Annotated in this window: 20 protein-coding genes; 12 read left to right on the forward strand and 8 right to left on the reverse strand. The window is 45.7% G+C overall.

Annotated features, from left to right (window positions below):
* Window positions 1–135: 135 nt before the first annotated feature.
* Both pntB and L5M49_RS12205 read right to left on the reverse strand, forming a co-directional pair.
* Entirely contained in the window at window positions 136–1,620 is a 1,485-nt protein-coding gene (gene pntB, locus L5M49_RS12200; RefSeq protein WP_105251576.1) for a Re/Si-specific NAD(P)(+) transhydrogenase subunit beta, read from the reverse strand.
* A gap of 11 nt (window positions 1,621–1,631) precedes the next feature.
* The gene (locus L5M49_RS12205; protein WP_263266157.1) at window positions 1,632–3,158 is read right to left on the reverse strand and encodes a Re/Si-specific NAD(P)(+) transhydrogenase subunit alpha; all 1,527 of its coding nucleotides are present in this window, start codon (window positions 3,156–3,158) and stop codon (window positions 1,632–1,634) included.
* 419 nt (window positions 3,159–3,577) lie between these two features.
* Here L5M49_RS12205 and L5M49_RS12210 point away from each other — a divergent pair, with 419 nt between their 5' ends.
* The 5 genes from L5M49_RS12210 (at window position 3,578) to L5M49_RS12230 (ending at window position 11,631) form a co-directional block, all read left to right on the forward strand.
* Entirely contained in the window at window positions 3,578–5,377 is a 1,800-nt protein-coding gene (locus tag L5M49_RS12210) for an assimilatory sulfite reductase (NADPH) flavoprotein subunit (RefSeq protein ID WP_263266158.1), read from the forward strand.
* 99 nt (window positions 5,378–5,476) lie between these two features.
* Window positions 5,477–7,174, forward strand: coding sequence for an assimilatory sulfite reductase (NADPH) hemoprotein subunit (gene cysI, locus L5M49_RS12215; protein WP_263207220.1), 1,698 nt, complete (start codon window positions 5,477–5,479; stop codon window positions 7,172–7,174).
* Entirely contained in the window at window positions 7,167–7,949 is a 783-nt protein-coding gene (locus L5M49_RS12220; protein WP_263266159.1) for a phosphoadenylyl-sulfate reductase, read from the forward strand. Before cysI ends, L5M49_RS12220 begins: the two co-directional genes overlap by 8 nt.
* 757 nt (window positions 7,950–8,706) lie before the next feature.
* Window positions 8,707–9,492 (forward strand): monofunctional biosynthetic peptidoglycan transglycosylase, encoded by a 786-nt coding sequence (mtgA, locus tag L5M49_RS12225; RefSeq protein WP_263266160.1) that lies wholly within the window; start codon window positions 8,707–8,709, stop codon window positions 9,490–9,492.
* Between the two features lie 402 nt (window positions 9,493–9,894).
* On the forward strand, window positions 9,895–11,631 hold the full coding sequence (locus L5M49_RS12230) for a hypothetical protein (RefSeq protein WP_263266161.1): 1,737 nt from the start codon (window positions 9,895–9,897) through the stop codon (window positions 11,629–11,631).
* A 61-nt stretch (window positions 11,632–11,692) separates the two neighbouring features.
* Here the strand turns inward: L5M49_RS12230 and L5M49_RS12235 are convergent, their stop codons facing one another.
* Window positions 11,693–13,249 (reverse strand): S41 family peptidase, encoded by a 1,557-nt coding sequence (locus L5M49_RS12235; RefSeq protein WP_263266162.1) that lies wholly within the window; start codon window positions 13,247–13,249, stop codon window positions 11,693–11,695.
* A 233-nt stretch (window positions 13,250–13,482) separates the two neighbouring features.
* A complete protein-coding gene (locus L5M49_RS12240; protein WP_113939007.1) occupies window positions 13,483–14,367 on the reverse strand; it encodes a phospholipase A in 885 nt (294 codons plus the stop codon).
* A gap of 442 nt (window positions 14,368–14,809) precedes the next feature.
* Here L5M49_RS12240 and cobA point away from each other — a divergent pair, with 442 nt between their 5' ends.
* The 5 genes from cobA to cysC all read left to right on the forward strand — a co-directional run bounded on the left by cobA (window position 14,810) and on the right by cysC (window position 20,590).
* Window positions 14,810–15,655, forward strand: coding sequence for a uroporphyrinogen-III C-methyltransferase (gene cobA, locus L5M49_RS12245; RefSeq protein WP_263266163.1), 846 nt, complete (start codon window positions 14,810–14,812; stop codon window positions 15,653–15,655).
* Between the two features lie 91 nt (window positions 15,656–15,746).
* Entirely contained in the window at window positions 15,747–16,655 is a 909-nt protein-coding gene (gene cysD, locus L5M49_RS12250; RefSeq protein ID WP_168822611.1) for a sulfate adenylyltransferase subunit CysD, read from the forward strand.
* Between the two features lie 82 nt (window positions 16,656–16,737).
* Window positions 16,738–18,180, forward strand: coding sequence for a sulfate adenylyltransferase subunit CysN (gene cysN, locus L5M49_RS12255; protein ID WP_263183630.1), 1,443 nt, complete (start codon window positions 16,738–16,740; stop codon window positions 18,178–18,180).
* Between the two features lie 3 nt (window positions 18,181–18,183).
* Entirely contained in the window at window positions 18,184–19,908 is a 1,725-nt protein-coding gene (locus L5M49_RS12260) for an SLC13 family permease (RefSeq protein WP_263183631.1), read from the forward strand.
* A gap of 64 nt (window positions 19,909–19,972) precedes the next feature.
* Window positions 19,973–20,590: an adenylyl-sulfate kinase gene (gene cysC / locus L5M49_RS12265; protein WP_105251589.1), complete on the forward strand. Its 618-nt coding sequence runs from the start codon at window positions 19,973–19,975 to the stop codon at window positions 20,588–20,590.
* Window positions 20,591–20,692: 102 nt separating this feature from the next.
* Here cysC and L5M49_RS12270 read toward each other — a convergent pair whose 3' ends face one another.
* Both L5M49_RS12270 and L5M49_RS12275 read right to left on the reverse strand, forming a co-directional pair.
* A complete protein-coding gene (locus L5M49_RS12270) occupies window positions 20,693–21,532 on the reverse strand; it encodes a TIGR03899 family protein (protein ID WP_028761753.1) in 840 nt (279 codons plus the stop codon).
* A 144-nt stretch (window positions 21,533–21,676) separates the two neighbouring features.
* A complete protein-coding gene (locus tag L5M49_RS12275; protein ID WP_219251975.1) occupies window positions 21,677–22,885 on the reverse strand; it encodes an MFS transporter in 1,209 nt (402 codons plus the stop codon).
* Between the two features lie 476 nt (window positions 22,886–23,361).
* On the opposite strand from L5M49_RS12275, the gene hemG reads away from it, so the two are divergent.
* Together hemG and L5M49_RS12285 are read left to right on the forward strand one after the other, a co-directional pair.
* A complete protein-coding gene (hemG, locus tag L5M49_RS12280; RefSeq protein ID WP_263142638.1) occupies window positions 23,362–23,883 on the forward strand; it encodes a menaquinone-dependent protoporphyrinogen IX dehydrogenase in 522 nt (173 codons plus the stop codon).
* Between the two features lie 107 nt (window positions 23,884–23,990).
* Window positions 23,991–24,518 (forward strand): cytochrome b/b6 domain-containing protein, encoded by a 528-nt coding sequence (locus L5M49_RS12285; protein WP_263266191.1) that lies wholly within the window; start codon window positions 23,991–23,993, stop codon window positions 24,516–24,518.
* Between the two features lie 106 nt (window positions 24,519–24,624).
* Here L5M49_RS12285 and L5M49_RS12290 read toward each other — a convergent pair whose 3' ends face one another.
* Window positions 24,625–25,380, reverse strand: a complete 756-nt coding sequence (locus tag L5M49_RS12290; RefSeq protein WP_263171622.1) for a DsbA family protein — start codon at window positions 25,378–25,380, stop codon at window positions 24,625–24,627.
* Window positions 25,381–25,692: 312 nt separating this feature from the next.
* Entirely contained in the window at window positions 25,693–26,337 is a 645-nt protein-coding gene (locus L5M49_RS12295) for a DNA-J related domain-containing protein (RefSeq protein WP_173496782.1), read from the reverse strand.
* Between the last annotated feature and the right edge of the window lie 277 nt (window positions 26,338–26,614).

A 26,614-nucleotide genomic window follows, 5' to 3' on the forward strand; every position in this document is an offset into this window, starting at 1 on the left:
CATCATATTGGTGCAGAGACTAGCTTAATAGGCTTAAAAAAATGTGAAAATAAAGGGAGCCAGTGGCTCCCTTTATTTCTTTAGAATAGTGTTTATCGCCTAAGCGATTTCTACTCTGTTGATATTAAATCAAACTCAAAGTGCCTTTAAAATGGCTTCAACACTGGCCTTAGCATCCCCAAACAGCATTTGGGTATTTTCTTTGAAGAACAGTGGGTTTTGCACGCCGGCATAACCTGTGTTCATCGAACGTTTAAAGCCAATCACGTTTTGTGCTTTCCACACTTCCAGTACTGGCATACCTGCGATTGGACTGCCTGGATCTTCCATTGCCGCGGGGTTAACCGTGTCGTTGGCGCCGATAACGAGCACGACATCTGTGTCTTTAAAGTCTTCGTTGATTTCGTCCATTTCGAGCACGATATCGTAGGGGACTTTCGCTTCAGCGAGCAGTACGTTCATATGGCCTGGTAATCGACCAGCAACTGGATGGATACCAAAACGCACTTTCACGCCGCGATCACGTAGTTTTTGAGTGATTTCCGCAACAGGATATTGCGCCTGCGCCACTGCCATACCGTAACCAGGGGTGATGATGACTGAAGTGGCATTTTTCAGCATATCCGCCACATCTTCTGCGTTGGTTTCACGGTATTCACCCATTTCTTCATCGGCAGTCGAGGCCACACCATCTGTGCCAAAGCCGCCAGCGATAACTGAAATAAATGAGCGATTCATGGCCTTACACATGATGTAAGACAGAATAGCACCCGATGAACCCACTAACGCGCCGACCACAATCAAGAGGTCGTTCGACAACATAAAGCCTGCCGCTGCCGCTGCCCAACCTGAGTAGGAGTTCAGCATAGACACAACCACTGGCATATCCGCGCCGCCAATGGATGCCACTAAATGCCAGCCAAAGGCGAAGGCAATCAAGGTCATCAACAGCAGTGCTGGCATAGTGCCGCCTGTCTGTACGAAGTATACCAACAGGGCGAAAGACACTAGCACTGCGACTAGGTTCAGCTTGTGGCGATGTGGCAGCATCAGAGGTTTAGATGAAATCAGTCCGCGTAACTTACAAAAGGCAACGATAGAACCCGTAAAGGTCACCGCACCAATGAAGATCCCGAGGAAGACTTCGACCAAGTGAATGTTAAGCATAGCGCCAGTGAGGTGCTCTTTGCTGGCGGTCTTCACCGCTTCACTTAGCGCATCTTGTACTGCGGCGAGGGTCGTATTGATATCACCACCGACTGCCACCACGACTTGTGATACTTCCTGTGGGTGTAAGTCGATAAAGCTGTTGAAACCCACTAATACCGCGGCCATACCCACAAAGCTGTGCAAGATGGCAACCAGTTCAGGCATTTCAGTCATTTCGACTTTTAGTGCTAAACGGATACCAATCGCGCCGCCAATCACCATAGCGATTAAGATCCACGCAATTCCGTTAGTATCGGGGTTGAAAATGGTAGCCAGTAGGGCGATTGCCATACCTAAGATACCGAATAAATTGCCGTGTTTTGCCGTCTCTTGCTTCGACAGTCCCGCGAGACTGAAGATGAAGAGAATGGCGGCAATAATGTAAGCTGCTGTTACCAGTCCTTGAGACACGTTAAACCCCCTTAATCCTTACGGAACATCTTCAGCATGCGCTGAGTGACGGTAAAGCCACCGAAGATGTTAATACTGGCGATCAGCACGGCGATAAACGCCAGTACAGTGACCAAAGTTGAACCCTGACCGATTTGCAGTAGGGCGCCGACCACGATAATGCCCGAAATCGCGTTAGTGACTGACATTAAAGGCGTATGCAGTGAGTGGGATACGTTCCATACCACGTAATAGCCAACAACGCAGGACAGCAAGAATACTGTGAAATGCGACAGGAACTCTGGTGGTGCTACCGATGCCACGGCAGCAAATCCTGCAACGCCTAAGGCGGCGAGCACGTATTTGAGCTTAGATGGTGCCTTCGGGGCGGTATTTTTAGGCTCGATTTTCGCCGCTGGTTTTGCTGGCGCCGCAGAAACCGAAATCGGTGGTGGCGGGAAGGTCACTTCACCTTCTTTAATCACTGTCATATTGCGCATGACTACATCATCAAAGTTGATGCTGGCTGTGCCGTCTTTTTCTTTACACATTAACTTCATCAGGTTGACTAAGTTAGTGCCGTAAAGCTGTGAGGATTGTGCCGGTAGACGACCGGGAAGGTCGGTATAACCAATCACTTTTACGCCGTTAGGAGTAACAAACAGCTCACCCGATTGAGTGTATTCGCAGTTACCACCCGTCGCAGCGGCTAAATCGACGATCACTGAGCCGCTCTTCATGCTATCGACCATTGCTTTGGTGATGAGCTTAGGCGCTGGACGACCAGGGATTAGCGCTGTGGTGATGATGATATCGACTTCTTTGGCTTGCTCAGCAAACAGCGCCATTTCGGCAGCAATAAATTCATCTGACATGGTTTTAGCATAACCATCGGATGATGCACCTTCTTCGTTACCAAAATCGAGTTTAAGGAACTGACCGCCCATGGATTCGATTTGCTCGGCCACTTCTAAGCGAGTATCGAAGGCGCGCACTATGGCGCCAAGCGAACCAGCAGTACCAATGGCAGCAAGGCCTGCAACACCAGCACCAATGACTAGCACTTTAGCGGGTGGCACTTTACCGGCAGCGGTAATTTGACCGGTAAAGAAACGGCCAAATTGATGCGCGGCTTCAACAACTGCACGATATCCACCAATGTTTGCCATAGAGGAGAGGGCATCAAGTGACTGGGCACGGGAGATGCGTGGCACCATGTCCATTGCCATCACGTTGATCTTACGTTTAGATAACTTCGCAACCAGCTCAGGGTTTTGTGCGGGCCAAATAAAGCTGACGATAGTCGCCCCGTCTTTGATTTGTTCAATTTCGGCGTCGCTTGGCGCATTGACCTTAAAGATCAGATCGGCTTGCCAAACGTTTGATGTCACCTTCGCGCCCGCAGCTTCAAAGGCTGCATCATCGAAACTTGACAGTTGACCCGCATTGGCCTCAATAACAACTTCAAAGCCGAGTTTTTTAAGCTGCTCAACGGTGGCTGGGGTCGCGGCGACCCTAGTTTCACCGGCGAGACTTTCTCTCGGTATTCCAATCTGCATGACTACTCCCTGATGGTTTATATAATCGTTCCGCCTGCTGTTCTTCCTTCATCGTACTCAACTGCAAAATCTGTCGTCACCAGCGTTTATTCGGCGGGTGATTCGAGTCAGTTAGGGCATTCAATCTAGGATGGACACTTTTTGTTTTTAAAACAAACTATTCTGTGGGCAACAGAAATTATTGTTCGACAGGCTCATGACCATTGTGGCAATACTTTAGCTTGGCACAAGTGCATATTTCTCAAGCAGGCCGTTTCTGCACTGGTCGGATCAAAAACTTTTAACCAGTGCACACTTTTGTAGCTTAAATTTTGCACTTTGTATATTCCAAAATGGAATTAAAAATCCTATTTTATTCTTTTTTGCTTTTCTTAAACCGCGATAAGCTTGTGGACATTACACTGTCATAGGGCCGTCTCATGTTGTTAAAAGAACTTTCATCGCTGGCTTCGCCATTGTCTCAAGGACAAGTCGATAAGCTAAAACAACTCACTTCTGAGTTAAGTGCTGTGCAATTGGCCTGGGTGAGTGGCTATCTTGCTGCTACAGCTAATGCGGGCCAATTAGCGCCCGTCGCGCAGGCGCAAACGGCTCAAACTGTGACTATCCTCTATGGCAGCCAAACTGGTAATGGCCGTGGTGTCGCCAAAGCGCTCGCCGATAAGGCGCAAGCGCAAGGTTATGCGGTCAATCTGGCTTCAATGGGCGAATACAATGTTCGCCAATTAAAGCAAGAAGCTGTGCTTTTATTGGTGGTCAGCACCCATGGTGAAGGTGAAGCGCCGGATGATGCGATTGAATTACACAAGTTTTTAGCATCGAAACGAGCCCCTAAGTTAGACAATCTACATTACTCTGTGCTTGCGCTGGGGGATTCTAGTTATGAATTTTTCTGCCAAACTGGTAAAGACTTCGATGCCCGCCTAGCAGCACTCGGTGCTAAATCACTATTACCTTTAATTGAATGTGATGTGGATTATGAAGCAGCCGCTGGCCAGTGGCACGCCGATGTATTAGAGGCCGTTAAGCCGCTAATCGAAACCTCGTCCGCCAGTGTGGTATCCATCGGCACCGCTAAAGCGATTGGCGAAAGTGAATTTACTAAGCAAAACCCCTATAGCGCCGAAGTGCTTGTGAGCCAGAAAATTACCGGCCGTGGATCAGACCGAGACGTGCGCCATGTTGAAATTGACCTTGGCGACTCAGGCTTAACCTATCAAGCGGGTGATGCCCTTGGTGTGTGGTTTAGTAATAACGAAGTCTTAGTCGATGAAGTCTTAGCAGGCCTGTCATTGGTCGCCGATGAGTTAGTAACCCTAGGCACAGAATCCTTGTCCCTTAAGCAAGCTTTGGTTGATAAGAAAGAACTGACTCAGTTATACCCTGGATTAGTCAAAGCATGGGCCGAATTGAGCGGCAGCGCTGAACTGCTGGCATTGAGCGAAGATAAAGAACAAGTGCGCCACTTTATCCTTAAGCATCAATTTGCCGATTTAGTCACTCAGTATCCATTATCAAATAACTCAGTAACCTTAAATGCAGCAAAACTGCTTGAACTACTGCGTCCATTAACGCCAAGACTTTACTCTATCGCCTCAAGTCAAAGCGAAGTCGAAACAGAAGTCCACTTAACTGTGGCTTTAGTGGAAGATGAGCGCCACGGCTCAGCACGTTTTGGCGGCGCGTCACACTTCTTAGCATCTGCGCAGGAAGGCACACAAGTTAAGGTTTATGTTGAGTCGAACAAGCATTTCCGTTTACCTGAAAATCCAGAAACACCGGTGATCATGGTGGGTCCTGGTACCGGTGTTGCACCCTTCCGTGCCTTTATGCAGGAGCGCGTAGCACAAGGGATCCAAGGCGATAGCTGGTTATTCTTCGGCAATCCACACTTTGAGCAGGATTTCTTGTATCAAACGGAGTGGCAACAGTATTTGAAAAATGGCGATCTCAGCCGTATCGACGTGGCGTTCTCACGCGATCAAGCCCATAAGATTTATGTGCAGCACCGCATTAAAGAACAAGGCCAAGCCCTGTGGCAATGGTTGCAAAATGGCGCGCATCTTTATATTTGTGGTGATGCTGAACGTATGGCCAAAGATGTTCACCAAGCCTTGATTGAGGTGGCAGTCGAAGTCGGTGGTTTGAATACCGAAGCTGCCGAAGCCTATTTTGAAACCCTGCGCAGCGATAAACGTTACCAAAAAGACGTGTATTAATCTCAACCGTTGCACAGATAAGAAACGCATAAAAATAGCCAAAGCTGCACACGTGATGAGCTGTGCAGCCAGCGAACCCAATTTTAAGAGGCAGTTGCCATGAGTGAGCAAAAGTTAGCGTTAAACGAATACCTAAAAACCGACAGTGATTACCTGCGCGGGACCATCAAAGAAGGTTTAGATTCTTCTGTGACTGGCAGTTTCAGTGACGGCGATCAGCAGCTGATCAAATTTCATGGCTTCTACCAGCAGGATGACCGCGATTTACGTAATGAACGTAAAGAGCAAAAACTCGAACCTTTATATAGTTTTATGTTGCGCGCCCGTGTACCTGGCGGTATTTGTTCTCCGCAGCAATGGTTAGGCGTAGATAAAATTGCGTCGACGCTCACCAGCTCGAACAGCATTCGTTTGACGACCCGTCAAACCTTCCAATACCACGGTATTCCTAAGCGTAACTTGAAGACCATTATTCAAGACTTAGATCGTGAAGCGCTGGATTCGATTGCCGCTTGTGGTGACGTTAACCGTAACGTGATGTGTAATCCTAATCCGGTGGAATCGAAACTGCACGAGCAAGCCTATGCGGTGGCGAAACAACTGTCAGATCATCTGTTGCCCCATACGCGCGCCTACGCCGAAATTTGGTTAGATGAAGAAAAGCTACTTTCGACCGAAGATGAAACCGTTGAACCTGTATATGGCAAAACTTATCTGCCACGTAAGTTCAAAATGGCGGTTGCGGTTCCTCCCGATAACGATGTTGACGTTTACACTAACGATTTAGGCTTTATCGCCGTTGCTGAAAACGGTGAGTTGGTTGGCTTTAACTTAACCGCGGGCGGCGGCATGGGCTCGACCCATGGCGAGGTGGAGACTTTCCCACGTCTTGCTGACGACTTTGGTTTTATTAAAACTGAAGACGTGATGAAATTTGCCGAAGCTGTGATGACAGTGCAACGCGACTGGGGTAATCGATCTAATCGTAAGCGCTCGCGCCTTAAATACACTATCGTTGACCACGGCTATGAAAAGTTCAAAGCCGAAGTTGAAGTACGTGCTGGGGTGAAATTTGAACCTAAACGTGAGGTTGTTATCGGCGATCGCGGCGATCGTTATGGTTGGGTCGAAGGCGTTGACGGTAAGTGGCATTTAACCTTATTTATCGAAAGCGGTCGTATTAAAGATTTACCAGGCCAAACCCTGCAAACGGGGCTGCGTGAAATTGCTAAGATCCACAAGGGCGATTTCCGCATGACCTCGAATCAAAACATGATCATCGCAGGCGTCGCAGCGGAAGATAAAGCTACCATTGAAGGTTTAGCCCGTAAACATGGTCTGCTGGGCCAAGTGTTGACGCAAACCCGCGGTCACTCGATTGCCTGTGTTGCGTTGCCGACATGCCCATTAGCGATGGCGGAAGCCGAGCGTTATTTCCCTGAGTTTATCGATCATATCGATGCACTGCAGGCAAAACACGGCATTAGCGAGCAAGCGATTGTCGTGCGTATGACGGGTTGTCCTAACGGTTGTGCTCGCCCATTTGCTGCTGAAATTGGGCTTGTGGGTAAGGCGCCGGGTCGCTATAACTTGTACTTAGGTGCAAGTTTTGAAGGGACTCGTTTGAACAAAATGCACAGAGAAAATATCCAAGAGGCGGACATTCTCGCCGAATTGGATGCCCTGTTTGGCCGCTACGCCGTAGAGCGTGATGCAGGCGAAACCTTTGGTAACTTCACAGTCCGCGTGGGTGTAGTGAAGGCGGTGATCGATGCCGCTAAGGATTTTCATGGCTGATCTTGAGCAAAAAACCAGTGATAAAGTGCCGACTGTGGTCAGCGCTGCCGAACTCAAGGCATTATTGAGTGCGCCTAAGGCAGAGCAAGTGATAGAGCTTGAGCGCATAAATCAGTTCTTAGCCGGATTGAGCGCGCAAGAGCGAGTGCTATGGGGCTTAACTTATTTGCCCGGTAATCATGCGCTGTCCTCAAGCTTTGGGATCCAAGCCGCTGTAATGCTGCATATGGTGAGTCAGGCACAGGCGAATATTCCGGTTATTCTGACGGATACGGGTTATTTATTTCCTGAGACTTATCAGTTTATCGACGAACTGACAGAGCGTTTATCACTGAATTTAAAAGTGTACCAAGCAGTGATGACATCGGCATGGCAAGAGGCGCGCTTTGGCCAGTTGTGGGAGCAAGGGGTAAACGGACTAGAGCAATACAACCGGTTAAACAAAGTTGAGCCTATGCAACGTGCTTTAGCCGAGCTTGAGGTCGGCACTTGGTTTGCAGGGCTTAGACGCAGCCAAGCCAGTACCCGTGAGGCGTTGCCGATACTGGCGATTCATGGCACGCGCTTTAAGCTACTGCCAATTATCGAGTGGTCGAATAAAGATGTTCACCTCTATCTGACGCAATTTGACTTGCCGTACCATCCACTTTGGGACCAAGGCTATGTTTCTGTGGGGGATACCCATTCGAGTAAACCACTCGAATTAGGGATGACAGAGGAAGAAACTCGCTTTAATGGCCTACAACGTGAGTGTGGTCTGCACTACGAAATCTAGTCATTTTATTGATTTTAAATATTAAACGCCTCAACTTAGTTTGGGGCGTTTTTTTATCATTTTAAGATAAGTGGGATTGAATTTAATACTCAGGACTGTCGAGGAAACTAAGTGATGTCATTTAAGCGTCATTTAACTAAGATAGATTGATATTCATAGAGTTAGTTTGCATTCATTTTTAAATGCTAAAAATGTTGTACATTTTTACTCACAGAGTTATGCACATTGGTTAAGCCTGCGCTATATTTTGAAGTTCCCGTAGATGGTTTTGAAGCATTTTACTGCGTTAATTGACATGATTCATGTCTTTTATGAGGTTAAGTTGTTGTATATCGGTATTTATGGGCTGGGTTTGCTGTGTATCGATATGGCTTGATTGGATGCAGTGAAAGCGTTGAAAACCTGACTCGCACCTGCGAGTATCAAGCAGTTTGATTGACTTGCTAGCTCTCGTTAATCAGCCATCATTACCTCGGTCAGCTGTCGTCAAAGCTGCCGAGGTCAAGTTAAGTCGACCCCAGTCAATCTCCAATAGTGATTTGTTCTTGTTATGGTTATTTCTCAACCTATCTTTGATTATCGAGTAAGATATCCTTGGTGTTTCCTTTACTCTCGTAGCATGATCAGCTTGCAACTCGCGTAAAGCTTTAGAATATTTTCTGTAAGCCTAGGTTGCCCCAAAGAATCCTTGCAATGGGATGGCTTGACTGGATAGATGAGAAACAAGAAATGAGAGTGTGTGGATGAGATGGTATAAATGACGGCCCCTTTATATGCGATGCGAGATCATGTCAGGCGTCCAAGTGTCAATAAGTCGAGTGACCCAGCACCTCAGAGACGAAAGCGTGGTTTTCGTCGTTTATTGTCTTGGTTATTTAAGGGATTAGTTTGGGCATTTATTTGCTCAATTTTATTAGTGATCCTACTACGATTTGTCGATCCTCCTATGTGGACTTGGCGTATCGAACGTGCCTTATTTCCACCTGCTCATATCGGTGAGATCAGGCATCAATGGCGCGATTTAGCGCAAATTTCTCCCGAATTACAATTGGCTGTGATTGCTGCGGAAGATCAACGTTTTGTTGAGCATACTGGATTCGATTTAGCCGCGATAAGTTCGGCACTGAAATACAACCAAAAAGGTACCAAAGTCCGCGGGGCAAGTACCTTAAGTCAGCAGGCGGCGAAAAACCTTTTTATGTGGTCGAGTCGCAGTTTCTTTCGTAAGGGATTGGAAGCTTGGTTTACGTTATTGATGGAGTTGACTTGGGATAAGTCGCGTATTCTTGAAGTGTATTTAAATATTGTAGAATTTGGCCCAGGCATTTATGGCGCCGAAGCGGCATCAAAGCATTATTTTGGAAAGTCAGCGGCAAAACTTACCCAATACGAGGCCTCATTACTCGCAGCCATTTTACCCAATCCTTGGCGCTATAAGGTGTCTCCACCGTCATCCTATGTGCAGCAGCGCTCAGCTTGGATCCGTAAGCAAATGCGTCAGCTAGGTGACGTCACGCTTAAAAAAGTCCACGAAGCACGATGACGCTCTGGTGAGTTAGTTTGAGTGAGATGAGCTTAATTTGTCATTGGGTTCTTTGCTTAATCGTCGATGACTTTGAGATGTTTTATTACCGAATTGAAATAAGATTGGAATCATGTTGAATAAACGTTAGTTCTAATACGTTTTTAATGCTGCGAACTCCTATCCTGTTCGCTTCTGTGTCGGTTTAATGTTAAATTATCGGGAATATTTTATACCTTAGTTTCGCTTAGCCTAAGCATTTTAAACTGGGTTTGTATTGCGTAGGGCTGAGTCGTTGCGTTTTCTGATTTTGCATTATCTGCATAAGGGATATGTAAGAGCGGATAAATATTTAAATACCTAAGGTGAGTTCTTTAGGTATTGTTTTCATAAAATTGAATGTCATTAAATGGAGTTTCTTAAATGAAAAAGATTGTGATTGCCGCGGCAATTATTGCAGCAGGTGCTGGTGGTTATTGGTATATGCAGAATGGCGCGGGTTCTAGTGCCTCTGCTAATCCTTTGCTCGACTATGTGCCTGCCGATACGCCGATATTTTCGGGCCAGTTAAAACCCTTCCCGTTAAAAGCGTATTTACAGTCTATTTCTGGAAATTATCAGCAATATCCAAGTAACACGCTTGATGAACTCGGTGTGCAGGATAGCCCTATGGGCAAGTTCTTCGTTAGCATTTATCAGCAGTATATGGATGGGATGAAAGATCCTGCCTTACTGTTAAAAACCTTCGGTTTCCCCGATGAAGTTAAACCTTATATTTATACTTTAGGTGCTTTGCCAGTATTAAAGATTGATGTTAATCAGGCCGAAGCATTTTGGGCTGTATTAGATAAAGCCGAAAAAGACAGTGGTGTAACCCACGAAATGCGTAAAGTGGGCGATGTTGATTATCGCGCTTATGCACTATCGGATGAAAGCTCAGCAGAGAAAGCTGAACTGCTATTTGCCCAGAAAGATGGCATATTAACGATGACTTTCAGCACCTCTATTACCGAGCCTGAGTTATTAGATATGGCATTTGGTATTAAGAAGGCGCCGCAGTCATTAGCCGCTTCTGGCATATTAGAAGATATTATTAAGACCCATGGTTTTAAAGATGACAGCATTAGCTTTATTAACCATGTGGAAATTGTAAAGGCATTGGCCTCTGCAGATAGCAATATGCTAGCTAAGCAACTGACTCAATTTTTTGCTGATGAAAGTGAGGGTGAAGATCCATTAGCTCAAATCAGAACACCAGAATGTCGTACCGAACTGACTGCGATTGCCGCTAACTGGCCGCGTACCGTTGCTGGTTTAACGGCGTTTTCTGTGACTGAAAAAGAAAGCCATATGGCGGCTTCATTTATTGTCGAAACGAAGAATCAACCTATTCTTGCGGCAATGCAAAAGATGCGTGGTTTTATTCCATCGCATCTGGCGGATATCGACAGCACTATCTTCTCCATGGGAATAGGCCTAGATATCAATGAAATTACCCCTTCATTAACGGCTATTTGGGATGATCTGCAAAAGCCACAACTGACCTGTGCACCATTGGCAGAGTTGCAGGCTGAGTTGAGCCAACAGAGCCCAGCTATGCTAGGCATGTTCACTGGTATGGCTAACGGTGTGAAAGGCATGAGCGTTTCATTGCTCGATTTTAAAATGAGCACACAAGATCAAGAGCCTAAGTTAGAAAGCTTAGATGCTTTAGTCAGCCTCAGCGCCGAAAACCCATCCATGTTGTTCAATATGGTCAAACCTTTCGCCCCTATGCTGGCTGAAGTGCAATTAGCCGATAATGGCGATGCTACTGATTTATCTCCAATATTGATGTTGCCTCCAGAGTTAGGTGTTAAGCCAATGCTGGCGATTAAAGGCCAACATTTAGTGGTGTATAGCGGTGATAAAGGCTTGGCTTTAGCCAACAAATTAGCAGGCGAGAAACTGTCAGCAAATGGCATGTACAGCTTGTCTGCTGATTACGGCAAGATGTTTACGCCAGTGCTAACACTGTTAGAAATGAGCGGTGAGCCGATCCCTGAAGAAATGCAAATGCTTAAAGATTACAACATGCGAGTTCAAATGAGCTTCGATGTGAATAAGCAAGGATTGGTCATAGGTTCAGTCGCCAATTCTAAAGCGACTGAAAAGAAGTAATGCGTTAGTAAACTCATATTTGTTTGAAATGAGCCAGCAGATTGCTGGCTCTTTTTTTGGCTTAATTTAGCTTAGCTTGAGCCAACTTAGTGTGCTGTGCTGGCAGAACAAGTTGCGCTTTGGGCTTGGCGGAGCGCATTAAACTAACGAGCCCTTGCCATTGAATATCACTGTTCTGAGGGAGCAAAATATCCGGTTCAGTCCCGATACCGGACAGGAGTCTCCCCTGTGCATCATAGGTTAACGAACTGCTGAATCTTATGTTTAATCCACTGTTTGGCAGTTTGAAATGATACTGACGTGCAAAGTCGCCTGAGGTTTTTTCACCAATCAAATTTGCCCTAGACCAAGATTTAGTACGATAGGCAATCCACTCGCATTCTTGGCGACAATGGGGGCTCACGAGTAGCGCTAAGCGATTTCGCCCTTCAGGAGCCACCGCAGGCTTAGTGCGGACATACCAAGGGCTGAATTTCTCTTTATCGACAGAGGGTAAGTTACGGGTGAGAGATTTGAGCCTAGGAGGGCTGTACTCTAACGCATCCAGAGGCATAAAATTGAGCGGCTGTAGATAATCATTTCTCAGCTCTGGTGAGCGGCGATAGTGCGCAAATCCCATCACGTTAGGTGCTAAAGTGTTATTTAAATCCGCATCTTGATATCGCGACAGCATAGTCAATAATTTCGGACTAAAGCCACTGGCATCACGTAAATCAATGATCAGTAAGGGATGTGTCATGCCTTTTAGCAGTTCTTGCTGTTGTTCTTTATCTAATTCAAAGGCGTAGAGGTCGCTGATCTTAAGTTTGACCGTCGTATTGTTGACCGTCTCTAATTGATTTGGCATGTCTTGAAATTCGGTGCGCTCAAATTGAGATAATTGGTTAATAAATTCGAGCACATTAATATCTTGAGCCTCGTCTTTTTCACTGATAGTTGCTAATTGAACTTGCGGTTTATGGCTTGGCAGGGCGAGAGTCACCTGCTGGCTTTGCAGGTCATCATTAATTAGCGTAATGACCACATAGGGCTTTATGCTGAGTCCTAAGTCTTCGCGCAGTAGGTTAAGTTTTTTCAGCCAAGTTAACTGCATTTCTTGACTCTGTTTTGCCGGCTCAGGTAAGTAGGCTTGGCTGGCCGCTACCCATTTGCTCATAGGTAAACCATCGATATGAGTGATAAAGGGGAAGTCGTTGTTGACTGGATTATTACCGTTATCCAAGGCTAACCATTGGTCGTTGACTGGCCTTAGCGTTAACGGGAGATCGCCGCTTTGATCATCGAAGTTATGCACTTGAGCGCCTGGATCTTTGAGGGTATTGAGTAATTTAGTGACTTCAGCAGCAAAGCGATCATTGGGCGTAATATCTTGATACTGTTCAACAATAAGGCTAGCCATAAATTTAAGCTGCGGGTTGGCTTTGTCGGCCGTTAAGGCATAAAACGCTGAGTGTTGCTCGATTTGATCCAATAAGGCATAGAGATCTTGGCGTACCTCTTGTGCATTCAGCACTGGTGCGGCGCTATCTTTTGGCGCAGCGAAAAACGCGAGCTTAAGTAAGCTCGCGAAAATAATGACACTGAGTAGCATGACTATGCTGCGGTAGCTAAAACTCATATTCCTCCATGATGTTAAGGCGCGGCTTCAGGGCACAAAAAGGTGTGCGACTATCGGCTTAAATGCCATTAGGATCAATGTAAATCGTCCTACTTAACCCTAAACTCAGGTCCATCTGAGCAATTTAGCAGCAGGTTTGGTAGATTAGCAGCAAATTATGGTCGATTTTTGTACTTAGTCACTTTATATACCCAAACAATCTTAAATAGCGGGATCAAGTGGGTATATCTTTCTTAAAGAATATCGTTGAGTGAAATTCCGATACCAATACGTTGATTGTGATAGTTGTAATCGATTAGGCTTTCGCCATAACCATTAAAGTATTGAGTATAAAAGCGTAAGTTGCCGACGATAGGATGACTCCAAGTCAGTTCTGCTGAGCCTCTGTCGATATCTTCTAGATTCGTTTTAACGGTTAAAGTGAATCTATGTTCATCGATACCATAAACGCCAATAAACTCTGCTTTACCTATATAGTCATCAATATTCGGGTTATCGTCGCCGCTGGCTTTATATGGATCTGTTTTTTCATCTTCAGGAATACGCCACCACACTTTGGTGGAGAAGGCGAGTGGGCCTGCATCAAAAATCATAGTGGCATAGAGGCGATTCCAACTGCGGGAAAGTGGCCCTGCTTTACCATTCGATTGATGTACGGCACCAAACCCCCAAAAGGAATTGGTCACACTGCCAATTTTCCAATCGTTATTAAACAGCATAAAGACTTCAGGTTCGTGATTGGTTTCCCTAAAAGGTGATGAAGTGTCTTTGTTATAAACCTGCCAATAGGATTGATTGGTGTAAGCAAAAAATAAATGGCCATTATCACCAAACACATTGTACCAAATAGGAAATTTAAAACTGATTTGGAACTTAGCCTCAAACTCATCTAAAGAATAGGGGTTGAGTATTGCATCTTCGGTGAAAGGTGCCATGTTGGGATCTGGGCTGTAGGTGACTGGTAAAAGGTAATTCACTTTATGTGGCGTAATCACAAAAGGTAGATCCGCCGTGGCAAGTTCATCTTTTACTCTTCCTTTGACTAATGATTCTTCGGCATTTATGTCCGTACAGGCTAATAGCCCTGCCAATGCAATACCTGAGTAAAGTGGTTTCATCTGCCCTCCTTGATGTGTTTATTTATTTGTCAGTCGTACTCAACAAAGATAGTTATTTCCAGCTTAACATTAGAAAGTGAATTTATGGTTATGGAAAAATCCTGTGTCACTTAATGACAAATCTTGTCGTCAGCCATTTTTAGTCCCATAGAGACATGTTTAGGTAGAATTTTTGGCAATAACATAGTTCCAAAATCATGCACTTAGCGGACAGAAATTATTTTGATGCAATTAGCTTAATCTTATTAAGTCATTTTTATTTCAATGGGTTAACTTAGATTTAGGGCATTTTTGATTTTGAAACCTAAGGTTTTCCCCACTTTAAGTGAGTGATCCCTTATTCTTTTATATCTAAATGATATAAAAACTAATTATTATCTATTTATTATGGAATATAAGACGCGCTATATTTCTACAGACTAAAGTGATCTTGGGGATTCTGATGGAAATTTTCTCTTTACCGGGCCAAGCGGCCAAAGGCAAAGTCTGGCTGGTGGGTGCCGGCCCCGGCGACGTTGAGTTATTGACGTTAAAGGCATGGCGTATCCTTAAAACCGCTGATGCAGTGCTATACGATGCTTTAGTCAGCCAAGATATCCTCGATCTTATTCCCAAAGACGCTGAGAAGATTGCCGTAGGTAAACGTGCGGGCAAGCATAGCGCCGCACAGGACGAGATTAATCAGTTACTCGTCACTAAAGCCTACACCCGTAAAAATGTGGTGCGCCTTAAAGGTGGCGATCCTTTTATTTTCGGCCGCGGGGGCGAAGAGTTACAAACCTTAGTTGAAGCTGGGGTTGAGTTTGAAGTCGTTCCCGGCATTACCGCTGCCAACGGCACGTCAGCCTATGCGGGAATTCCCCTAACCCATAGAGACCATGCCCAAGGCGTCACTTTTATCACTGGCCATTGTCAGTTAGAGAGTCGCCCTATGGATTGGCAAGGTTATGCTAATCCTAACAATACCTTAGTCGTGTATATGGGGATTCTGAACGCAGGCATTATTCGCCAAGGTCTAGTCGATGCGGGCCGAAGCCCTGAAACACCCGTGGCGATAGTGTCAAAGGCAACCACTAAAGAGCAACGTCGTTTTATCGGCCGTTTAGGTGAGCTTGAACAGCTTGCCGCCGATCCAGAATTACAAATGCCAGCTTTGATGATCATAGGTGAAGTCGTCACGCTGAGTGACACCTTGCATTGGTTCAAACCTGAAGCGATTGAATCGACTCAGGTCAGCGATGAACAGACTCAATCGGTTAGAGTCTCGGCCGTCGCGTCGATAAGCTAAGCCGCAAACAGTTAAAGCTATTAAGCAGTTAAACAAATTAAGCTAATCCATGCTGTGGTAACACGGCGAATTTAAGGTAACGGAGAATAGTATGGCCGGGCGTGAATTAAGCCACTTACAACAACTGGAAGCTGAGAGCATCCAGATCATTCGTGAAGTTGCAGCCGAATTCGATAATCCTGTGATGTTGTATTCCATCGGGAAAGATTCTTCCGTTATGTTGCATTTAGCACGTAAAGCTTTTTACCCGGGCAAGATCCCATTCCCGCTACTGCATGTCGATACAGGGTGGAAATTCAAAGAGATGATCGCGTTTCGTGATGCGCAGGCAAAGAAATTTGGCTTCGAGTTACTGACACACATTAACCCAGAAGGGTTGGCGCAGGGGATTAACCCCTTCGACCATGGCAGTGCGAAACACACTGACATCATGAAAACCCAAGGTTTAAAGCAAGCACTTAACCAATATGGTTTCGATGCGGCTTTCGGTGGGGCTCGCCGCGATGAAGAAAAATCCCGCGCCAAAGAGCGCGTGTATTCCTTCCGCGACCGTCACCACAGATGGGACCCTAAAAATCAACGTCCAGAATTATGGCGCACCTATAACGGCGCAGTGAACAAGGGCGAAAGTATTCGCGTGTTCCCATTATCTAACTGGACTGAGCTGGATATTTGGCAATATATTTATCAAGAAAACATTGAGTTAGTGCCTTTGTACTTTGCAGCTAAACGCCAAGTGGTTGAGCGCGGTGGTCAGTTAATCATGGCCGATGACGAGCGGATGAAGTTAGCCGAGGGCGAGCAGATTAAAGAAGAAGTGGTGCGTTTTAGAACCTTAGGTTGCTACCCACTCACGGCCGCCATGTATTCTGAGGCCGACAGTCTAGAAAAGATTATTGAAGAAATGCTGTTAACCCGTTCGAGCGAACGTCAGGGCCGATTGATCGACTCAGATCAAAGTGCCTCTATGGAGCAGAAGAAGCGTCAAGGCTACTTCTAATCTCTACAGGGTTAACCCTATTTCGCGAAAGTGGCGCTAATCAGCGCGACCTTCAGCCAAGCAGATCAAGAGTGAGAATAAGATGGACAAAGCGGTCAATAAAACCAATCTCATGGCGGCAGAAATTACCCTCCATGGTGTGAAAGAATATCTAGCCCTGCAGCAGCACAAAGGCTTACTGCGCTTTTTAACCTGTGGCAGTGTCGACGATGGTAAAAGTACCTTAATCGGCCGTCTGTTACACGACAGCGCGCAGATCTATGAAGATCAATTAGCGAGCCTCAAGAGCGACAGCGCCAAGATGGGCACCACAGGTGAAACGATTGACTTAGCCTTGCTGGTGGATGGCCTACAAGCTGAGCGCGAGCAGGGCATCACTATCGATGTGGCTTATCGTTATTTTTCAAGTGATAAGCGCAAGTTCATCATCGCCGATACGCCAGGGCATGAGCAGTACACTCGCAACATGGCAACGGGTGCATCAACCTGTGATTTAGCGGTGATTTTAGTCGATGCCCGCTACGGCGTGCAGACTCAGACTAAGCGCCATGCGTTTATCGCGTCATTACTGGGTATTCGTCACTTTGTTGTGGCCGTGAATAAGATGGATTTGCTTGGGTTTGACGAGCAAGTATTCAACCGTATTCGTGCCGATTTTACGGATTTCGTTAAAGATTTCGGCAACCTCGATATCCACTTTGTGCCGTTATCGGCGCTTAATGGTGACAACGTGGTTGAGCGCAGCACCCAAAGCCCATGGTATCAAGGCGGTACACTGCTTGAACTGCTAGAAACCATTGATACTCAGCGTGAACTCAGCTCATTGCCTGTGCGTTTTCCTGTGCAATATGTGTCGCGCCCTCACTTAGATTTTCGCGGTTTTGCAGGCACTTTAGCCTCTGGCATCATCAATGTCGGCGACGAGTTAGTCGCTTTGCCATCGGGCAAACGCAGCAAGGTTGAACGTATTGTGACCTTCGATGGTGACATACAAGAAGCGGTTGCAGGCCAAGCTGTGACTATCACGCTGGAAGATGAAATTGATATTTCCCGTGGCGATTTACTGGCAAGACCGGATTCTGCCCCAGCCGTTGCTAACGTGATCAGCGCTGATATAGTGTGGATGGATGAAAAGCCATTACAACTCGGTCAGTTATACGACATCAAAGTGGCCGGTAAGAAGACGCAAGCTTCTGTGACTGCTATCGATTATGTGGTTGACGTTAATACCTTAGCACGCAGTGCGACGGACACTCTTGGGTTAAACGCCATTGCGCGTGTGACCTTAGAACTGACCGAAGACATAGTGTTTGATGCATATTCGTTAGTACGCGATACCGGCGGAATGATCTTAATCGACCGCCTGAGTAATGCGACGGTTGCCGCGGTTATGGTGGTGTCGGGTCAACATGTTAACAAGCAAACAGCGTCACAATTTAGTGCCTTTGAAGTCGAGTTTAATGCCTTAGTGCGTAAACACTTCCCCCATTGGCAAGCGATAGATATCACTAAGCTTGGAGCTTAATTTGTGAGTGACTTGTGGCTATTAGCGATTATTTTGTTAGGGCTTGTGGCTGGCTTAATTAGTGGCCGTATCAATCCAGCGGTATTGTTTTTATTTGCATTTTTGCTCTGTTATTTGCTTGGCATGGTTGCGCTCGATACCGCATTAACAAGCTTTACCAATATTGGCTTAGTCACGCTGGTCCTGTTGGTGTTGGCCGCGACTGCGTTAGAAAAAACGTCCCTGCTGGGAAAGTTGAGTCAAGTCATAGGTAATAATTCTTTGCCTATGACAATGGCAAAGCTCGGTTTTTCGACGGCTTTGCTGTCGTCATTTACCAATAACACTGCGGTCGTGGCATCACTGATTGGTGTTGTGCGCCGCAATCAGGCTCACGCGCCGGCTAAGTTATTATTGCCGTTAAATTATGCGGCAATTTTAGGTGGCACACTGACCCTGATTGGTACCTCGACTAACTTGATTGTGAACTCCTTTGTAGAAAACGCCGGCTTACCCGCCTTAGGGTTCTTCGAGTTTACGCCAGTTGCAGTGGTGATCGTTGTCGCGGGTATATTGTTACTGACCTTACTGGCGAACATTCTGCCCGACAGACGGGAAGAATCAGGTGAAGAAGCGCTGCCATATTTGCTCGAAGCCCATGTGGCGAAAGGTTCGTCCTTGGTCGGTCGCAGTGTGGTGGATAATAAACTTAGGGCGCTGAAAAAGTTATATCTGGTTGAATTAGAACGCAGTGGCATTTGTATTTGCCCTGTGCCGCCCCAGTTAGTGTTGCAAGCGGACGACGTGCTGCGCTTTAGTGGCGCGGTGGAATCGGTTGAGTTATTGCACCAATTCGATGGTTTAGATTGGTTTGGTAAACATCAAGCCAAAGGACAAAATTTAGTTGAAGCTGTACTCGCACCGTCGTCCAGTTTAGTGGGCAGTTCATTGAAAGCATCGCGTTTTCGTGAGCAATTTGATGCGGCTGTGATGGCCATTCGCCGCGGAAATCATCCGCTGAAGGGGGGACTCGGTGACATTATTCTGCAACCCGGTGATGTGTTGTTATTGACGCCAGGTGATGGTTTTAGCAATAGCGCAAAGCTGAGTTCAGAGTTTGCAGCGATCAGTGGTTTAGATTTGAATGTGCGTCTAGACAGTCGTCGTGGTCGTTGGGTATTGCTGGGCTTTGCGGCAACGATCATCCTGAGTGTCACTGGCATATTACCCTTGGCTAAAGGTTTAGTGATATTGCTGCTCAGTTATTTTGCCATAGGCGCAGTCACGCTAGCTGAGCTTAAACGCCGTTTCCCATTGGAATTAGTGGTGATCGTGGGGAGTGCGTTAGGGCTTGCCAACTTGATGATGAGTACAGGCCTTGCGAACAGTTTAGCCCAAGGATTACTCTCAGTTATTAACGGTTATGGGGTATTTGGCGCTTTTGTCGGCGTGTATTTAATGACTTTATTGCTGACTGAACTGGTGACCAATAACGCAGCGGCGGCGCTGGCGTTCCCTATTGCTTACGCGATTGCGCTTAATTACGGTGTCGATGCAAGGCCCTTTATTATGGCCGTTGTCTTTGGTGCCAGCGCGAGCTTTATTTCACCCTACGGCTATCAGACCAATTTGATGGTATTTAATGCGGGTAATTATCGCTTCAGTGACTTTGTCCGCCTTGGATTGCCGTTATCTGTGCTGTATTCCCTGATAGTGATATTTATGGTGCCGATCATCTTTCCATTTTAGTGATTAGCTTGAGTTTATTGCCCTTATGTTAGCGGTTAGTCAACATGGGGATTGAGGAGTTTTTATGACAAATATCGTGTGGCATCAACATCCTGTAGACCAAGCCGCCAGAGCCGAGCAGAAAGGCCAAAACCCAGTACTACTTTGGTTTACCGGACTTTCTGGCGCGGGCAAGTCAACACTGGCGGGTGCATTAGAGCGGGCGTTATTTGAGGCGGGATTCCACACTTATTTGCTCGATGGTGATAATGTGCGCCATGGTCTGTGTAAAGATTTAGGGTTTACGGTTGAAGACCGTGATGAGAACCTGCGTCGTGTGGGCGAAGTGGCTAAATTGATGGTGGATGCGGGGCTTGTGGTGTTATCGGCCTTTATTTCCCCGACCCGTGAAGAACGTGATGGTATTCGTGCCCGTTTTCCTGCGGGGCAGTTTATTGAAGTGCATGTAGCGACGCCTTTGAGCGTGTGCGAGCAGCGTGACCCTAAGGGGTTATATGTGAAAGCGCGCAGTGGCGAAATTAGCAATTTCACTGGTATTTCATCACCCTATGAAGCGCCATTAGCCGCCGAGTTAACCATAGATACCAGCAAAGGCGATTTAGTGACTCAAGTGCGTGCATTAATCGATTATTTAACGGCGATCAATGTCATTAATGCCGATAAGGCAAAAGCGCTAGCTTAACATTTAGCCCTTATCTTGCTTAAAAGGAGCCTTTAGGCTCCTTTGTTATTTCTGGGTTTTACTGCTTATACCATTGATTCATAATTTTTTATGGCGTGAGCATTATTCTATTTTAAAGTCTTTAGCAAACAAGAGCTGCAGAGCCTTCAAGTATTCTTGATCCGGCTTAGGTTGCACGAGTTGGGCGAGTTCATCACCAATCGGTGTTAAGCGATAATAGCTAAAAAGCAGATTACCGCTCTTGGGCGTAAGCTTCATTTGTATGCCTTGCAGGGCAAATTGAATTGGTGTTTTGTTATTGAGTAAACCAGTTTCGAACTCACTGCTGTGAAGTATTCCCGCATCGACTAAGGTCAAAATACTGGAATAAGGTAGCCCAAACTGGGATAAGCCTAAATTGACTGAGGTGGTTTTACGGAAATACTGGCCAATCCCACCCGACAAGCGGTAGCCACTGATGAGTTTTAGGCGCTGCTCGTTATTCACCTTAGCCGCCATGCCAAGGGCTTTTTCTAGAATTTGTGCTTCCCTGTGAGTCAGTTGCTTGAGTAGCGCTAGGGTACGTAGACTGAAGTTGCCCGGATTGACTATCTCGCTCGACAATATCCGAGCCCACAAATCTTGCATCTTACGGTTATGGATTTGTTCCGCCATCAAGAAAAATTGATGGCTCCAATCGGGATCAAGATCGACCCCAGTGACATCTGAGTGGGTATAACTGAGGGCTAAGGCAAAAATGGTTTCCACATTAGCCTGATATTCGCTCGATAACTTGCGTGCTCTATGTTGAGCTCGCTCGGCAATTGAGGCGTTCGCAGGGCGATATTCTTGCTCACTGGCGAGCCCTAATTGGCGACCAAGTAGCAGGGCTTTTTTGCGAGCGGATACCTCGGATGCTGACTCGCCTTCTTCTGCCAACAGTAAAATATCTGAATCCTTCATCGCGTTATTAATCCTTGAGCCTGCACTGTGGTTGAGGTGAGGGTTTAGTGAACTCTTACATTCGGTTGTAGCTTACTTTAGATGATCATCTCTTTAGTTTGAGCATCTCGTTAAGCCAATTCTTTGGTTCGTTATTATGCCGTTTTATTTAACGACTTTAGCGATTGATTTCGCACTTTTAGTTGGCCAAGACCATAAGGTTTCATTACCCGGTTCAGGATGGCGCGGAACATTCAGCGCTAGTATTAACGAACATACGGCAAAGCCCGCCCCTATGTAAAATACAAAGGCGGGATCGGTTAACCATAATAAGCCCAAAAGCACAGGAATAATCACTGCCGCTATGTGGTTTATGGTGAAACTGACTGACATAGTGGCGGCAATATCTTTGCTGTCGGCGATTTTTTGAAAATAGGTTTTCATCGCAATTGCCATCGCAAAAAGTAAATGGTCGATAACGTAGAGTGCTGCCGCCATATGGGCTTGTTCGACTAGGGCATAGCTGATAAAGACTAAGATGAGTCCGATATATTCCACAGTAAGCGCATTACGCTCACCAATACGTCCAATTAAACGACCAATAGCAGGCGCAAACAGTAGATTAACGGCATAGTTGATTAAGAACAGCGCAGTGATTTCACTGACGCTATAACCAAACTTTTCAACCATCATAAAGCCCGCAAATACCATAAAGATTTGCCGCCTCGCACCTGAAAAAAAGGTGAGCAGGTAATAGAGCCAATAGCGTTTACGCAGTATGATTTTTTTGTGTTGTATTTCCGTTGTCTCAAACTTGGGGTAATACCATGTTATGGTTAGCACAATGATGAGACCTAATACGCCTATAATCAAATACATATGTAGGTAGTCTAGCTTCAACCAAGTCATTACTAGCCAAATGCTGGCATAACCGACTAAAGCGGCCGCCGAACGCCACGCCAGTGCTTTACCCATAAATCCAGCCGCGTCTTTTTTATCGACCCATTGCAGCGTTAGCGATTGGTTGATGGTTTCAAAATAGTGAAACCCGACAGACATCAACACAGTCGTTAGATACAGGCCTATGACCTGAGGAAAGAAACCTGTTACCACTACACCGATACATAAAATGGCGAGCGAGAGCAGGGCGAAGGCTTGTTCTCGAATGAGCAGCAGCACAAAAATTGCCGTAAAAGCTAAGAAGCCGGGGATTTCGCGCAGGCTTTGTAACATGCCGATTTCAGCACCAGTGAATTGGGCTTTCTCAATCACGAAGTTGTTGAGCAATGCCTGCCAAACGGCAAACACGAGCGACATAACAAAGGTCATCCACAGCAAGAGTGCTTTAGGATCTTTTGCTTGAATAGCTTTCATGGATAAGGGACTCAGGCGATAAGTGTTCAAATGCTAATGCTTTTTTCTTAGGTTGGCTATATAAGGTGTGACTTATCCCTTTCAATTTTGTAACAATGTTTAGACGAATTAACTCCCTAGGTTACAAAGACGCTAAAGCGAGAATATACCTAAGGCGTTATTTTTGTGAGGCAGTTAAAACTACCGCATATACTTGGGTTGTTTGGCGCTAAGCCCGTGATCTATTTCATGTAAATTGGCGGGTAAATCACCTAGTATGAAATATCATAATTGTCATTTTACTTTTGCATACCAAGTTAAATTCCACTGGAATGCCAATGACTCTGGGTGTCCATTGCTACTTTTAGCGCATTTAGTCTGAGCGTTGTGATGTCATTTGATATGCCAAACGGGCATAGAGAGTCGAAATTAAGTCGCCTGCACCGTCTTTTCTAGGCCGCTTATTGTTATTTTGCTTGGGATTAATCGAGGCTAAATTGAAAAGAATTCTTATCATTTACTCTAGTGTTCACGGCCAGACCTCAAAGATTGCTAAAAAGCTCGCACAGCAGTTAATGGCTTTAGGTAATGAAGTGGTTACTGCCGATATCAAGGCCGCCCCAGTGCTCACTGAGTTCGACAAAATCATCATAGGCGCCAGTATTCGCCATGGTAAACATAATCCAAGTTTGTACGAGTTTATTGAAAAGCATCAAGCCGTATTGACGGATAAGGTCAGTGGTTTTTTCTCTGTCAGTTTAGTGGCACGTAAACCCGAGAAAAACACCCCAGAGACCAATCCTTACATGCAGGCATTTTTAAGTAAAACCACTTGGCGGCCACAATTGCTGCGCGTTTTTGGGGGTAACTTGAATTACCAAGGCTATAACGCTTTAGATAGAAATATTATCCGTTTCATCATGTGGTTAACGAAAGGACCTACGGACCCTGTTACTAATGTTGAATATACGGATTGGCAGAAAGTGACTGAGTTTGGTGAGCAGATCCACAGCGCTTAAGCTTGATATCAAATTTCGGTGCTTCATTTAGCCCTATTCTATTCGCGCCCTGAAAGCGGTATGTATGCCTTAGTCACAAGGGCAAAGGAGCATTAAATATGATCAGTATGATGACTAAACTTCGCTCCTTGTGCCGAGTCATTATGGCGCAACTGCATGTGTGGATTGTCGTGTCGACTATTTTACTCGTGTGTTCCAGTCCGTGGATTTTTATGGGCCGACGGATACCCGATAACGCCAGTTTTTGGGATTATTTGCATGTATATTTAGGTTTAGCGTGCACTGTGCTTGGGATTCTTTTCTTACTCAGCAATATCTTGCGTGGCAAGTGGCACCAATACTTTGGCTGGTTGGCGGGCGATTGGTCACAGTTAAAGCAAGATATTGTTGGACTTGCTAAAGGCAAATTCCCCGTCGCTGGTGGCAAAGGGCTGTTTAGTGCCATAGAAGGTATTGGCATGCTGTTGCTGGTGGCTACAGGGGTTACGGGTCTAGTTTGGTTTATCGTTCAAGGGACGCCAACAGCACTGTCATGGCGTGGTTATCACCAAGTCTTTGCACAGGCTTTTATTGGTTTCTTGCTCCTACATCTCGTCTTGGCTGCGAGCCATATTCTTGATTTTATTCGGCAATAAACTTCAGAACCCATATTGAGCGCTTATACCAATCACTTGGATTGAACACGCATAAAAATGGCCTCCTAATTTGGAGGCCATTTTTTATTTCAACGATTGTTTTGAATTAGCTAAGACGTTGCTGACGGGTCACACCAATTGCGGCGGCGAAGACTAGAAATAACCAGCCTAGACTGCCACCCGATGAGGTTTTAGCGGGGGCGGCATCTTTCTCAACAGCAAGGTAGTTAATTAACCCAACTAACTCATCTAAGGTTTTGATACTGTTTAAATTTACCGCATATTTATCGTTCACGATAAAGGCGGGTACGCTGTCGATTTTGAATTCATTCTGCTGGGTGCGCCACAGGGAAAGCTTTTCATTAGTGCTTTTGCTATCGGCTAATTCATCGTATTTAGCAGCATCGACACCAAATTGGGCGAAGACTTTTTTGATGTCATCACGGCTGTTAATTTGCGGCTCGTGCTGATGGCCTGGTGCACTGTGATCGTGGCCGTTTGCGCCCTCAGCACCTTGGATTGCGGTAAACATGGCATGGGTTAAGGCGTCTTTGTTATCAACGCTTTGGATCACGGCTAATGAACGCATCACTTCGGTGCCAATGTCGCTATTCATAAAGTCGACATGCTTATTGTCGAAACTTATCTGTTTGTTGAGGTTTGCCTTGATATCAGGCAAATAGTTGGTTTCCATATTGAAGCAGTTATGGCAATAAAATGAATAGAATTCAGTGAGTTTTGGTTCGCTGCTAGGCGCTTTGGTCGAGATTTGAGTGTAATGTGTGCCTTCAACAAAATTGGCGGCAAAGGTGCTCAATGGTGCAATCGCTAAGGTTACAGCCAAGGCTAATTGTTTAATCATAGTTTCCTCAAATTCGGTGGGATTGAATTCACAATGTCAGTCATTGTTATCGTTGACATTCAATGGTCAACATAAGAGATAGAGTGAGCTTCAACCTAGGAGTTAAGCTAGCCAAAATGGCAGCGTTGACACATAGGTTTAGGTTAAATGGAAAGGCTTAATTATGACTGAATTGGCATGAAGCTAGTAGGCTAAATCTGTGATCTCAATGGAAGTTTTACCTTAGATTTGGCAGGACTGTAGACAGGAGCGCATCGCTAAGTTGGTGCATGTTGATTAAAGCTCAGTTCTGCATCACCACTGGCTAAATTCTTACGCAATATCCCTAAGCGACTGCCAAGCTTCGCACACCTCGCGAAAACGCGCCGCATCGCCATCGGGCCTGTCTGGGTGCCATTTGAGCGCTAAACGACGCCATTGCTTGCGGATATCACGGGCGGTAGCACTCTCGTCTAATTCGAAAACTCGCAGCGCGTTACCTTTGTTCATCAGATTGATATTTAAGCCAATATAGCTCTTATAATTGCTCCAGAATGCCTCAAGTAATTCTCGTACTACGTTTTCGCTGGTGTCGTAGTTATTCCAATCGAGGTAATACTCACGCAGGGAAGTATCTTGCATTATCAGCAGGTTAACGTTTGATGGTACTAAGCGGAAGATTTGAATTTCCATGGCTTTGACTTGCAGCCATTGCTTGGGCAGTAATATTTCCTGCAGTTCAAACAGGGCGTTCATCAGCAGGAAGTTACGTTTGAATAAATCGTTACCCGGGTTTTCATCAAGTTGGTGGATCAGCCCTTGGGTTTGTAATTCAGTGGCTAAGTGATGGATTTTCCAACTTTGATTTGAAGCTTGTAAAACCGTAAGCAACGGCCAAATCAGTGGGTTATCGCCCTTAGTGTTTGCAACTCGAATCGATTGAGGTTTTTCAGTGAGTGAGGGTTTGGCAAATAACATACTGACTGTCCCATCCTAAATTGTGAGTGTTACCAATGCGCCGATAAAACCGCTGTGCTGCAACAAAGATGACTCGAAAGGCGACGATAAATGATCATTCACGAAGTTTAGCCGCAAACTATGCCACAGAGCCAAAGTGTAGGCAAAGATGAATTTTAGAGCAATACCGTGATGGTTGACTCCTACTTTAGATGGTTTCTCGGCGTAAATAAGCCGTTAACAGCAGTTAGGTTTTAGGGGAAGGTAGTTAAGAGAGGGCTAGCTTTAGACATGATGC

Source organism: Shewanella sp. SM74 (genome assembly GCF_025653725.1).
Taxonomy (GTDB): Bacteria; Pseudomonadota; Gammaproteobacteria; order Enterobacterales; family Shewanellaceae; genus Shewanella; species Shewanella oncorhynchi.

Coding starts and splice junctions, on each gene's coding strand:
- L5M49_RS12205 (WP_263266157.1), bottom strand. CDS start 3,158: ATGCAGATTGGAATACCGAGAGAAAGTCTCGCCGGTGAAACTAGGGTC.
- L5M49_RS12210 (WP_263266158.1), top strand. CDS start 3,578: ATGTTGTTAAAAGAACTTTCATCGCTGGCTTCGCCATTGTCTCAAGGA.
- cysI (WP_263207220.1), top strand. CDS start 5,477: ATGAGTGAGCAAAAGTTAGCGTTAAACGAATACCTAAAAACCGACAGT.
- L5M49_RS12220 (WP_263266159.1), top strand. CDS start 7,167: ATGGCTGATCTTGAGCAAAAAACCAGTGATAAAGTGCCGACTGTGGTC.
- mtgA (WP_263266160.1), top strand. CDS start 8,707: ATGACGGCCCCTTTATATGCGATGCGAGATCATGTCAGGCGTCCAAGT.
- L5M49_RS12230 (WP_263266161.1), top strand. CDS start 9,895: ATGAAAAAGATTGTGATTGCCGCGGCAATTATTGCAGCAGGTGCTGGT.
- L5M49_RS12235 (WP_263266162.1), bottom strand. CDS start 13,249: ATGAGTTTTAGCTACCGCAGCATAGTCATGCTACTCAGTGTCATTATT.
- L5M49_RS12240 (WP_113939007.1), bottom strand. CDS start 14,367: ATGAAACCACTTTACTCAGGTATTGCATTGGCAGGGCTATTAGCCTGT.
- cobA (WP_263266163.1), top strand. CDS start 14,810: ATGGAAATTTTCTCTTTACCGGGCCAAGCGGCCAAAGGCAAAGTCTGG.
- cysD (WP_168822611.1), top strand. CDS start 15,747: ATGGCCGGGCGTGAATTAAGCCACTTACAACAACTGGAAGCTGAGAGC.
- cysN (WP_263183630.1), top strand. CDS start 16,738: ATGGACAAAGCGGTCAATAAAACCAATCTCATGGCGGCAGAAATTACC.
- cysC (WP_105251589.1), top strand. CDS start 19,973: ATGACAAATATCGTGTGGCATCAACATCCTGTAGACCAAGCCGCCAGA.
- L5M49_RS12270 (WP_028761753.1), bottom strand. CDS start 21,532: ATGAAGGATTCAGATATTTTACTGTTGGCAGAAGAAGGCGAGTCAGCA.
- L5M49_RS12275 (WP_219251975.1), bottom strand. CDS start 22,885: ATGAAAGCTATTCAAGCAAAAGATCCTAAAGCACTCTTGCTGTGGATG.
- L5M49_RS12285 (WP_263266191.1), top strand. CDS start 23,991: ATGATGACTAAACTTCGCTCCTTGTGCCGAGTCATTATGGCGCAACTG.
- L5M49_RS12290 (WP_263171622.1), bottom strand. CDS start 25,380: ATGATTAAACAATTAGCCTTGGCTGTAACCTTAGCGATTGCACCATTG.
- L5M49_RS12295 (WP_173496782.1), bottom strand. CDS start 26,337: ATGTTATTTGCCAAACCCTCACTCACTGAAAAACCTCAATCGATTCGA.